Consider the following 11,933-nt stretch of genomic DNA (forward strand, 5'->3'; position numbering starts at 1 on the left):
GGGGCCGCCGGACTCCGCCACGGCGCCGGCGCCGCCCGTGCCCGATGCCCGGACGATGGCCGAGCCGGTGATCGCGACCTGCCCGCTGCTTCCGGCGGTCATCAGCAATCCCGCTGCGCCGCCCGTTCCGGCGCCGCCATCGGCCCCGTCGGCCTGAAAGACAGGATAGCCCGCACCTCCGACGCCGCTCGCGTCGATGGCGAGCGTCGTCAGGTCCAGCGTCCCGCCGCGCGATTCGAGCAGCGCGTCGCCGCCGAAACCGGCCCCGGCGATCGCGGCTGCCGATTGCGGGCTGCTCGCCCCTTCCGCCTCGCCCCCGACGCCCTGCGCGCTGAGCGCCAATGCGCCCAAGGTGGCCGTTCCGCCGGAGATCAGGAAGCCCGCCGATCCGCCCCGCCCATTGCCGGCGCGGAACGATGTCGTGCCGCCCCCTTCGCAATCCGGGCAGTTTTCACCGGCGGCGCCCCCAAATCCATCCGCGCCTGCATCCACCAGATCGGCGGTCAGGCTGCCGCCGGACAGGATGACATTGGCCGATCCGCCCGTCCCGTTGCCGGCATCGCCGCCGTTGAAGCTTATGCCCTCGCTGGAAGGCGCGGAGGCGCCCTCCGCCGAAAGAAGCAGATTGCCGAAGCGGAGATCGCCGCTTCCTGCGGCGCCGAGGCGGCCTTCCACCGTGACGCTGCCGCCCAGCCCGTCGCCGCCGCGCCCTGCGGCATCGTCATAGGCCGTGCCGCCGCCTATGCCGTGCGCGTGCAGCGAAAGCTCGCCGAGCGCCGAGAAATCGGCATCGCTGGCATAGAGCAGGACCGATCCGCCCGTCCCGTTCGAACCGTTGGCGCCCGCACCGCCGCCGCCATCGGCATGGATGCTGCACGAACCCGTGCAATCGCCGAGCGAAAAGCTGCCGCGCCGCCCGCCCGACGCGCTGGCGAACAGCGTCACGCTGCCGCCGGTCCCTGTCCCGGCGACGCCCGGCGCATCGCCGGCAAAGCCGCTGGCGCTGACATGGAGTTCCGCCGCGCTGAAGCTGCCGCCCGCCGCGCCGATGCCGATGACGCCGCCCAGGGCGTCGGCCGTTCCCGGCGTCAGGAAAGTCGATCCCGGATAGGCGGCGAAACCATATGCATCGGCGGTGGCGAACAGATCCTCCGCGATCGCGAAGCTGCCGCCGTCATGCGCGGCGATGTTGATCCGCCCGGCCCGCAGCGCGCCGCCCGACGCGCCGCCGCCAAAGGCGCGCGCGTCGGCATAGAGCGAAACGGATGTCAGGATATTGAGGCTGCCCGTGCCCCCGACGTCGATGTCGATGCCGTTGGCGCCGGGGACGGCCGCGCCATAGCTGCCGCCCTCCGTCGCATGGCCCGGCGCGGTGCTGGTGTCGGCGAAGAAGCTCGCCCATTCATGCGTGCCGCCGGATATGGCGACGCGGATGTCGCCGCCGGTCGCATCGCCTGCCGCGCCGGTGCTGGCGATGCCGCCGGTCGCCTGCGCCGTGGCGCTAACGGCGCCGAGATCGAGGCCGCCCGCGATGACGGCGCCGGCCGCGCCGTTGAGCGCGATAGTGCCGCCAATGGCGTTGCCGCCATCGACCGGCGGCACCGAAACCTGGAAGGCCGTGCCCGCCGACGCATCGAGCGTCGTGCTGCCGAAGCTGAGGCTCCCCCCCTCGGTGCCGGAAGGGCCGGCGGCGGTCAGCGCCGACAGGGTGATCGCCCCGCCCGCGGCATCGCCGGACCTGTCGCTGCCATAGCCGGCATAGCCCACGGCATTGGCGACCACGCTGGCCGCCGCGATCGATCCGCCGGTGGCGATCAGATTGATCGTGCCGCCGCTGGCATCCCCGCCGACCAGGGGAGTCGCGCTGACGCCCGCCTCGCCATCCCCGCTGGCGTTCAGCCTCAGATTGCCGGCGACGTCTATCTGTCCGTTGGTCAGGGCCGCGCCGCTGCCGCCGAAGGCCAGCAGGTCGATGCGACCGCCCGCAGCGCCGCTTCCGGCGGTCAGGATCATGTCCTTGTCGGCGGCGATCGCGGCCGACTGGTCGGCCCTCAGGGTGATGCCGCGCTCTGCGGACAGCGCGACATTGCCCAGGAAATGCGCGGTCGCGGTTGGGCGGATGACGATGTCGCCGGTCGCAGTTCCGGTCAGGTCGTTCTGCCAGTCGCCCGATCCGATGCTGAATCCCGCCTCCGCCGTCGTCGTGGCGTTGCGCGTCGCGACCAGGTTCCCGCCGGTGTCGTGAGCGATGTCGGAACCCGCCGAGAGCACAACGGCGCTGCCGTCCGGCGTGACCGCCGTCGCGGGCGTGTACCCGACATTGCCCGACAGCAGCATGGTGAGTGCGTTGTTCTTCGGCACCGCGACCATGAACACGCGCTGCATGTCGTTGCCGTCGACCGATTCAGGGCCTGTCGTCGTGCCGCTGTGCACCACGCCGTCGGCGTCCGTGGTGCCGGCGGTGATCGCTATGTCGAACAGCCCGTTATTGATCCTGATGTCGGCCGCTTCGGCGCCCACATAGGCGGTCGATCCGTTGACGGTGACGGTGCCGCCCTGCACCACGCGGGGCGCGACCAGCGCGACATAGCTGCCGGACGAAAGCGCGTTGATCTGCGCTCCCGCAAGCAGCTCGACAGACGATGTGCTGCCCGCCGGGCCCGCGAAACGGATATTGTTCCTGTCAAGGCCGTTGCTGATGTCGATCGCGTTGGTGGTCAGCACCAGCGATCCGACGTTGAAGACGCTGTTCGCGCCCGCGATGATGCCGCCGGGCGAATAGAACCACACCGCCCCCCCGGTGATGGGCGGGTTGCCGCCGATCCGGCTCTGCACCGTGCCGTTGAACGCGATCACCCGCGATACCGGCAGTCCGTTGCCGTCCAGCGGCAGGATGCGGTTCAGCACCGTGAAGTCGCTGAACGAGCTGAACGTGACCGTGCTGCCCTGGGGCAGGAAGTCGATCGTGCCGGCGCTGGCCGGGCCGCGATCGTCGGGCGTCCAGTCGATCACCGCCTGGGCCGAGTTCAGCGAGACCGTGTCCGTGTTCGGCAATGCGCCCTGCGAGATGAAGACATCGGGACTTGTCGAATAGCTGCCCTGAAACGCCTTCTGGCCGATTGCGGCGCCGGCCCCCAGCCCGACCGCGAGCGCCACCGCGCTTGTGCGGCCCAGCAGGGTCCAGAGCGAGAATGCGCCATGCTTCCTGGTCATCAACGCCTCCACGGCAGGATTTGCGTGGTCAGGGAAAGGAGCAGCCGCGTGCCGCCCTTTTCGGTCTGGAAATCGGCCTTGCGCAGCGGCGTCGCAAGGGTCAGGTCGAGCCGGGCATGATTGTCCCAGGTCGCGCGCAGGCCGCCGCCCGCCGAATAGAGTTTCTGCGGGTCGAGCCCGACGAAATTGGCGCTGCGATGCCACATCCAAGCCGCGTCGAAGAAGACGAAGGGCTGGAGGGCGACGGCGCCCGGTTCCCGCGGCGCGATCCGCCCGTAACGCAGCTCCGCCGCGACGCCCACGCCGCTGTCGCCGGTGATGACGCCGGGATCGTAGCCGCGCCCCGCGGTATAGTTGCCCGCGCTCATCTGCTCATAGGAAAGCAGCACGTCCGGGCTGTATTGCGCCCTTGGGGCCAGGGCGAAGGTGACATTCGGCGTCGGCCGATATTCCGCCTGCGCACTGGCCCGCAGCACGAAGGCGGACGGATCGCCATCCAGCTGGCTGATCGGCGTGCGGGGAGAGGCGCAGTTGACGAAAGCCGCTCCGCAGGCGTCGCTCGCGCCCAGCCCATCGATGCCCTGACGCATTTCCAGCATGCCGCCCAGCCGCCATTTCGGCTCCATCCCCGAATAGCCGATGGTGCTGACGATGCTGTCCGGATCGACCAGTTCGCCCTCCAGCCGCAGGAACAGCACGCGCAGGCGGTCGCGCGACAGCGGCACCCGGGGCGTGGCGGCGCCGAAGCGCAGATCCTGGTTGACGATGTCCAGCCCGCCCGTCGCCAGCAGCGTATGCACCTGCCGCCGCGCCAGCGGATAGGCGAGCGCCGCAGTCGCGATCATCGTTTCGGACGACAGCGGCAAGCCGCCTATCCCCGGCTTGCTCCAGGCATAGGTGAGGTCGCCCGACAGGCGCAGCCCGTCGTTGCCTAGCGCCATGCCGTGCCCGACCTGGAGCACGGTCTGCTCGCTCGGCTGGACGGTGTTGAAGATGCTGAACAGCGTGCTGTCGCCCATCCCGGTCATGTCGTTGAACCGCACCCGCGCCAGCCCGCCGAAGCGGCCGACGGCGTTGCTGCCGTAATTCTGGACGTTGACGTCCAACTCGACGCGCTGGCGCACCACCTGCACCTCGCCCGCCACTTCGCCCGGCGCCGTCCCCGCCGGGCGCAGCGCCAGCCGCACGTCATAGCCCGGAAGGTCGCGGGCCAGCAGCAGGTGCCGTTCCGCGTCCCGCACGTTGAAGACCGGCTGGCCCTTCAACGCCTCCATATGCCCGGCGATCAGCCTTTCGCCATTGCCCGCGTCGCCGCGCACCTCTATCGCCACCAGCCGCGCCATGAAGATGTCGAAACGGACGGTGCCGCCCTTTTCGATGCGCTGGGGCGGAACCTGCACGGCCGCCAGATAGCCCATCTGCCGCAGCATGGTCGCGGCCCGGTCGCGCACTTCGCACAGGGTGGCGATGGGCACCTCGCGCCCCGCATATTCGCGCCAGCTATCCTCCAGGGCCGCGGGATCGACGACGCGCAGCCCATCGAACCGCACATCGGCGAAATCGACCTGAACGCCGGCATAGCGCGGATCGGCGAGCGGACAGGGCGCGCGCTCGATCCCGCCGACGACGGTAAGGCGGCTGGCCTGCGCTGCCGCTTCGTCTGTCAGTTGCCCGCGGGTCAGTTCCTCGCGCGTCGGCGCGCGCGGCGCGACCTGCGCCGCCGCCATGGGCGCCGTCAGCGCCAGCGCCACGGCCGCCGATCCCCCCAAAGCGGAAGCCCGCATCTGCCCCTTCTTCCCCATTAGACGTCCCCAAAGCGCCGAAGGCAGCCTTTCCCTCACGGCTGCCTCACTCCCTGTCTTCAGGCGCGGACTTTTTGTCCTTCGCCCCTTCCCCGCAACCCAGCCGCCGGTTAACAGCGCCGACGCGCCCCGACAATCAATTCCGCGCCGCTCTATCGGACAGCGTCGCCGTTTCCACCAGCAGGTCGAGCTGCGCCATGCATTGATGCGCGATCAGGCCGGATGCCACGCCGTCCAGACCCAGGGATGCGGGGTCGATCAGCGCGAACCGCACATCGGCGGCGCGCGACCCGTCGCTCAGGCGATAGGCAGCGCCCTCCCGCACGGGCGCCGCGACCGGCCAGGGGGCAACCGATTCCCCCATCCTGAAGCTCGCCGTCGCCTGCACGCCCTCGCCGCTGATCCCTATCGTCGCGGGCTTGGAGGCATCTGCGCGCCACAGCCGCACGGACGCGGGATCGGCGATGCAGAGCGTTCCGGACTGCGCGACATCCACCATCCAGAGATTGGGCCGGCGGGGCGCAGCCGGCGGCGCTTCGCCCACGCTGCCGCGCACGGCCCCGGTCCGCGCCCGGCGCACCCGCTTGGTGTCCAGCAGGGCGGAAAGCATCACGCTGTTGGCGGGCGCGGCATTGGCGGCGGCGACGTTGAAACTGCCCGGTCCCCTCAGCGTCCGGGTGCCCCTGGCGTCCAGAAGAGTCACCACATCGCCCGCCTTCAGCGCGATCGATCCGCCGTCGGCCAGCTTGCTCCCCGGCTTGTAGGTCGCTGCCGAAGGGCCGGTGGCGCGGACCACCATGGTCTCCGCCGCAGCCTGCGCCCCCAGCCCGGCAACGCATCCGGCCAATGCGCATTTCGCGGCAAATCTACCCCAGACCATAGCTTCCTCCTTCCCCGATATACTCATAACGATATAGCAGATTGGCCATGGCCGCATCATCCGGATGACGGTTAACCATCGCTTTGAGGCGTTCCCGCGCCGCGTCTTGCGCCGCGGCGTCCTCGCCATCGAAAGCGGCCAATATCCGCGCCAGTACCGCCCGCTCCTCGGCTGGAAACTCCGGCGCCGGCTCGAACAGGTCGACCGGCGTCGACCGCCCGCGCAGCCGCACCCGTCCCATCGGCCGCCACCAGTCCAGCCCGGACAGCAGCATCGCCTCCCGGCTTGCCAGCACATTGGTTTCCAGCGCCTTGTTCGCCGCCTCCAGCCGCGATGCGGTGTTCATGCTGTCGCCAAGCGCGGTATATTGGATGCGCCCCTCCCCCCCGAAATTGCCGACGATCGCCTCCCCATGATGCAGCCCGACGCGTGTCCGCCCGATCAGCGGCACGCCGGGCGGCAGGTCGCGGCGGAACGCCTCCCCCGCCTGCCACATCGCCTGGGCGGCGAGCGCGGCGTTGCGCCCGTCGTCGGGCCGCGCGATGGGCGCGCCCCAGAAGGCGACCACAGCATCCCCCACGAACTTGTCGATGGTGCCGCCATGGGCCAGCACCACGTCGCTCAGCATGTCGAGATAGCGGTTCAGCAATTGGGCGACCATTTCCGGCGCGATGGCGTGGCTGAGCTTGGTGAAGCCCTCCAGGTCGGTGAACAGGGTGAAGATCTGCCGCTTTTCGCCATGCAGCGCCAGCTTCTCCGGCTCGGCCAATATCTGCGCGGCGATGTCGCGGGGCAGATATTTGCCCAGCGCCGCCTGCGCGAAGCGCCGCTGCTGCGAGGTCACGGCCCGCGCCGCCACGCCGATGGCGGTGAAGGCCAGCACCCAGCCCAGCACCCAGCCGACGGCGGGCAGTCCCTTGGTGTCCCACCCCCGCGCCTGCAACCACAGCGGCACGCCCGCAATCGCCCCCGCCTGAACGGCCAGCGCGGGCAGCAGGGCGAACCAGCGCAACTCCGCCAGGCTCGTGAGCCCCGCCGCGCCCACGACCAGCAGGGCGGCCAGCCAGCGCCACCCCTCCGGCACCGCGGCCAGGCGCGCGCCATCCAGCAATTGCGCCAGCATCGTCGCATGCACTTCCAGCCCGATCATGGTCGATCGCGCCTGCCGTCCCGACAGGGGCGTCTCGAACTGGTCGATGTCGACGATGTCGCCGCCGATCAGCACATGCCGCCCGCGCACCATGGCGGCGAGCGCCGGGGCCATGGCGGGATCGGCCAGCGTGTCGATCTGAAGGCTGGGGATTACCGGCTCCTCCGATCCATCCGCCTGGCGGACCGGCAGCCGGAAGCGGATCGCGCCGCGATAGTCGCGAAAGGAGGGCGAAGGCTGCATCGCCAGCGTCAGCAGGGGCGGCTGCCCCGGCGTCGGAACGGGCCAGCTTCGGGCCACATTGTCCGAATCGGTTTCCAGCCGGATGCTCGCCGGGCGCACTTTTTCGGTCCGCGCCGCCCGGATGAAGCGATCCAGGAATTGCTGCTGTTCGAAGATGATCTGTTCCTGATTATCGCCCAGATTGGCATAGCCGAGCCAGACCGGCGTGCGCATTGCCCGCAGGACGGAGAGCAGTTCGCCATCCTCGTCCTGCGGCTGGTCGAACAGGATGTCGATGCCGATCGACTTCGCCCCCATGGCGTCGATGTTGCGCAGCGCCCGCGCCAGCAGCCCCCGGTCCAGCGGCGACCGCTTGCGCGTGGCGATCAACGTCTGGTCGTCATAGACCAGCATCAGGATGCGCTGGTCCTGCGCCACGCGGGGCGCGAAGCTGGCGGCTCGCCAGTCGTAAACGCCCCTTTCCGCGTCTGCCGTCGGTATTTCCCGCGCCGTCCCCCTGCCCAGGGGCCTGTTCCAGTCCCATCCCGCGAGGAACAGCGCCAGCAGCAGCAGCGCGCCGGTCGCGGCCAGCCGCCAGCGGCCCGTGTCCCGCACCAGTCGCGCGCCGCGGCGCATCAGGCCCCGCGTCGGCACGGCGGTCAGCGACGCGCGATCAACGGACGCGCGCCATCGCCGATGATCGCGAAGCCGGACCAGTAGAAGGGATGCGACGTCTCCGCATCGTCCATCAGCCTGGCCTGCGCCGCCCGCAGCGCTTCGGCCATGGGCTGGTCCGCCGGGGTCGCGAACAGGCCGCCCATCAGCCTTTCGGTGGCGCGATAATCCTCTGGCGCGGGCCAGTGGCTGGCGATGACGGCGCGGCTTCCCGCGCCGATGAAGGCGCGCACCAGCCCGTCCAGCGCCCCGCCACCGCCCGAAAGCCCGGCCGCACGCGTCGTTTCCGCGCCCGCCGCGCCCGCCGTGTCGCAGGCGGACAGCACGACCAGGTCGGCATTCAGCCGCAGGTCGAAAATCTCGCTGAACTGCAACAGGCCGTCCGATTTCCGGTCGGGCGCGAAGCTGGTGAGCAGAGCGGGCCGCGCCGGGCATCCGGGGTGGGGCGGCGTCACCAGCCCATGGGTCGCGAAGTGCAGGATGCGGAAACGGTCGAGATCGCCCCGCGCCATCACCGCCTCGTCGGTGAAGGCCGCGCCGGTGATCAGTTCGTTGCCCTGTCCGCCGATGGCCTGCGCCGCCTCCCGCAATTCGGTCGCCGGGATCGGACGATTCCATTGCAAAGGCGACCAGCCGCAATCGTCCGCCGCTCCGCTGGTCAGGCCGCCCCGGCTGGAGGCCGCCAGCATCGGCCCGGCAAGCGGCGCATTGCCGCCGAAGCCGATATAGCTCTGCGCCGCACTGGATGGCGCCGCCGCCCGCGCATCGCGGAAGGCGCGGGCCGACAGGGCCGTGCTGACAGCATGGTCGCGGCCCAGCCAGTCGATGCCGCGGAAATCGAACTCGTCTCCCCCCTGCGCCACCCGCGCCTCATAGGCATCGACGCCAGCCTGTCCGGCGACCAGCAGGTTGACCGGCAGTTGCAGCATCGCCCCGTCCGGTTCGAAGATCAGGTGCCGCGCCGCCGCCAGCCGTTGCTCCACCGGCCCGAACAGGTCGAGATAGAGGCTGCGCGCCGCCGGCACGTCCAGCGCGTAGGTGGTCTGAACGCCGTTCACGTCGATCGAGATCGTCTCGCGCAGCGCCGCCACCTTGCGCGCCACTTCGGTCGCGCTGGCCGCCAGCCGGTATCCGGTCGCGCCCGCGCCGTCGATCCACAGCGCGTAGAGCGCGTCGCCCAGTTGCGCCAGCTTGTAATAGCCCTCGCCGGGCTTCAGCGTCGCCTGCATTTCGGCCAGCGTAAGCCCCTGGGGGCTGAGGGCGCGATATTGAGGATAGGCCGCCAGCGCCGCCAGCGTATGGGCCTGGTCGGCGGCGAGTTGGTCGATGTCGGCCTGGGCCTGAACGACGTCGGGCAACAGCGCCTCGCGCCCCTGCGCCGCCTGCCGCAACTGGGCGAGCGCGATCCGCCCCCGCTCTATGTCGCGCGAGAGGGAAACCGACTGCCGGAACAGCCGCGCCGCCTCGCCATCCCCGGCGGACAGTTCGCGGCTCAACTGTTCCAGCGTATCGGCGGCGCCCGGCCGCAGCAGCGTCTGCGACGCTGCGAACAGGTCGGCGGTCAGTTCCGGCCGCGTGAGAATCTCCCGCGCCAACAGGTTGAAATAGGGCTGGAGCTGGTTCGCCATGCCGGTCAGCGTGGCGCGGTTCTCCATGGTGGAGGCGATGATGCCGCGATAGATTTTCAGCGCATCCTCATTGCGGCCCCGGCGGATCAGGAAGGCGCCCAGCCGCGCCCGCGCGCCGTTCAGCGCCACCGTTTCGGGATATTGCGCGCCCAGCAGGGCCAGTGCCTGGTTCAACTGGCGCTCGGCCTGCCCATAATCTGCCTGGGCCTCATGGGTCAGGGCGATCTCGCCCAGCAGCTGGGCGCGCAGGCGGGTGATGGACGTGACCCGCCCGTCCCGGATCGCGACGGCGCTTGCCAGCGCTTTCGTCAGCACCTCCCGCGCCGGGCCCGGCTGGCCCGACAGGCGCAGGATGGTGCCGCGCAACTGCTGCGCCTGCGCGTCCAGGATCGCGGAGCGCTCGACCGGAGTCAGCATATTGTCCTGCCGCACGCCCAGGGCGCGGGCCTGCGCCGCACCACTGCTCATTTCGGCGGCCACCTCCGGCGGTAGGGAAACCGCGCCGTCTCCCCCGGCGGACGCCGTCGCGCCGCTCGTCAGGGGGCGATCCAGTATCGCCAGCGCGCCGGCGCTATCCTGCCGGTTGATATGATGCATAGCCTCGAAATTGCGGCGCAGGCGGACTTGCACCGCATCGGCGGTCACGATCCGGCGCGCTTCAGCGAAGGCGGCCTCGGCCTGGTCGAACAGCCCCAGATTGGACAGTTGCAGGCCGCGATTGACCAGATATTCATGCGCCCGGTTCGCCCGTTCCGCAGGGGTCAGCTTCGCCGCATCCGGATCGCGGGCCAGCCGGTCGGTCAGGCTGTCGAAAAACTCCGCCGCTTCGGCATAATTGCCCGAAGCGTTGCGCCGATAGCCCTCCGCCAGCACAGTCTGCGGGTCCAGCGTCGCCGCCTGCAGTCGGGCATAACCCGCGTCGTTCGTCCCTACCGTCGCGATGTCGACCCGGCCCGGCACGATCCGCCCGGCCATGACGGAGCGCAGCCCCAGGTCGAGCGCGCTTGCATAGGCGGCATAGCCCTGCGCTACATAGATCGTCTTGCCGCGTTCGACGGCCAATATGCGATAGGCGCCGACCGCGCCCGCGCAGTTGCGCATGAGCGCCGAGCCTATGCCGGGCAAGGTGACCCCGCCGGGCGCATTGCATTCGACCGCCTCCCTGCGCGAAGCCGCAAGCCGATCCTGCAATGCCCCGTCATCCGTGACCGCACCGCGCCGCAGCGCATAGATCTGGCCGACGGGGCGCGCGGCATCCCGGCACACCAGCGTCCATGCGCGATCGAACATCGTTCGCGTCGCGGGGTCGCCGGTCGCGCTCTGCGCCTGGCATAGAGCGCCGCCCTCGCTGCCGATGCGGAAACTGTCCCTCAGCAGCGGACGGTCCCCCGTCGCCTGGGCGTGCGCTGCCACGGACAGAGTCAAGGCGGCCCATCCCGCAGGCCCGCGAACCAACTTCCCCAAAACGCTCAAGCCCTATCCCCCAAACCCTGCCGGATATGTCCGTGCAAAGCCCCCTTTTGCATGATCGGGCCGTCATAACGCCCCCCGACGCCGCGCCGCAAGGCGAAACGCGCCGGGCAGGGGCATGTTCGCCCGCCTCCTGTCCAGGAGCAAACCAGAAAAGTGACAGTTGGGCCCTTGTTTTTGGGCGATACAGGCGGCCGATCCGCCGCTATGGTCGCCAGTGATCAAGCGAGTTGCAGCGCCGATCATAGAAGAATGGAAGACGTCATGCTGAACATGCCCTGGGACCAGCCCGCCACCATGATCGACCTGGACGGCAAGGCGCCGATCATCGGCACGATCCGCGATTGCGCCCAGCATTTCGCGATCTTCAAGCCCCATGCGAAGGAACAGGCGCGCATCCTGTTGACCCAGCCGGTCCATCGCGAAGGTCGCAAGACGCGAACCTGGGTGCTGGAGCCGTGGGAGATCGAAAAGCTGGTCGAACGGCTGAGGGCGGAGGTGCATTGAAATAGGATCGTCGTCCCCGGCGCTGCGAGTCCTGCGCCTCCAGCGCCTCGCCGGGAGCGGCGCGTTGGCCCTGCCCGACGGAAGAAGTCGTCATTGCTCCTCTTCCCATTTGCTCGCCCAGCCTCTATGCACGCCCATGAAGGCCGGTTTCGGCTGGCCTTCATGATCGCGCCGGTGCCCCTTCAGGGGGCTTAATAGGGAATGCGGTGATGAATCCGCGGCTGTCCCTGCAACTGTAAGCGGCGAGCGAGACGCATAGCGATCCTCCGCACATGCGGCAGGATCAGCCACTGGGCCGGACGCTAAGTCATGCGAGGCCTGGGAAGGCCATGCGCCAAGCCGTGACCCGCGAGCCAGGAAACCTGCCTGCGTCTGGTCGCTCTTGC

The 11,933-nt window shown here is 69.8% G+C and carries 6 protein-coding genes and 1 riboswitch; of the genes, 1 reads left to right on the forward strand and 5 read right to left on the reverse strand.

Features of this window, described 5'->3' with window-relative positions; translation table 11 throughout:
• The 5 genes from L286_RS37280 to L286_RS37300 all read right to left on the reverse strand — a co-directional run.
• Positions 1 to 3,213 (reverse strand): beta strand repeat-containing protein (locus L286_RS37280; protein ID WP_021223573.1); only part of this gene is annotated, 3,213 nt, incomplete at its 3' end.
• Complete coding sequence (locus tag L286_RS37285; RefSeq protein WP_152520533.1) at positions 3,213 to 4,997, reverse strand: ShlB/FhaC/HecB family hemolysin secretion/activation protein; 1,785 nt, start codon at positions 4,995 to 4,997, stop codon at positions 3,213 to 3,215. The genes L286_RS37280 and L286_RS37285, both read right to left, overlap by 1 nt.
• Positions 4,998 to 5,151: 154 nt before the next feature.
• Positions 5,152 to 5,895: a hypothetical protein gene (locus L286_RS37290; protein ID WP_013053880.1), complete on the reverse strand. Its 744-nt coding sequence runs from the start codon at positions 5,893 to 5,895 to the stop codon at positions 5,152 to 5,154.
• Positions 5,882 to 7,921 carry an adenylate/guanylate cyclase domain-containing protein gene (locus L286_RS37295; RefSeq protein WP_025160922.1) on the reverse strand — a complete coding sequence of 680 codons (2,040 nt, stop codon included), beginning with the start codon at positions 7,919 to 7,921 and terminating at the stop codon, positions 5,882 to 5,884. The genes L286_RS37290 and L286_RS37295 overlap by 14 nt, the downstream gene beginning before the upstream one ends.
• 5 nt (positions 7,922 to 7,926) lie before the next feature.
• A complete protein-coding gene (locus L286_RS37300; protein WP_020818056.1) occupies positions 7,927 to 10,995 on the reverse strand; it encodes a CHAT domain-containing protein in 3,069 nt (1,022 codons plus the stop codon).
• A gap of 309 nt (positions 10,996 to 11,304) precedes the next feature.
• Between L286_RS37300 and L286_RS37305 the strand changes: the two genes are divergently transcribed.
• A complete protein-coding gene (locus L286_RS37305; protein WP_013053883.1) occupies positions 11,305 to 11,547 on the forward strand; it encodes a hypothetical protein in 243 nt (80 codons plus the stop codon).
• A gap of 157 nt (positions 11,548 to 11,704) precedes the next feature.
• Positions 11,705 to 11,931: riboswitch (cobalamin riboswitch) on the forward strand.
• Positions 11,932 to 11,933 lie beyond the last annotated feature (2 nt).

The sequence above is a fragment of the Sphingobium sp. HDIP04 genome (assembly GCF_000445085.1).
In the GTDB taxonomy this organism is placed as follows: domain Bacteria; phylum Pseudomonadota; class Alphaproteobacteria; order Sphingomonadales; family Sphingomonadaceae; genus Sphingobium; species Sphingobium indicum.

Bases quoted from the DNA above. Each gene is read 5' to 3' on its own strand.
- L286_RS37290 (WP_013053880.1), bottom strand. From the start codon at position 5,895: ATGGTCTGGGGTAGATTTGCCGCGAAATGCGCATTGGCCGGATGCGTT.
- L286_RS37285 (WP_152520533.1), bottom strand. From the start codon at position 4,997: ATGCGGGCTTCCGCTTTGGGGGGATCGGCGGCCGTGGCGCTGGCGCTG.
- L286_RS37305 (WP_013053883.1), top strand. From the start codon at position 11,305: ATGCTGAACATGCCCTGGGACCAGCCCGCCACCATGATCGACCTGGAC.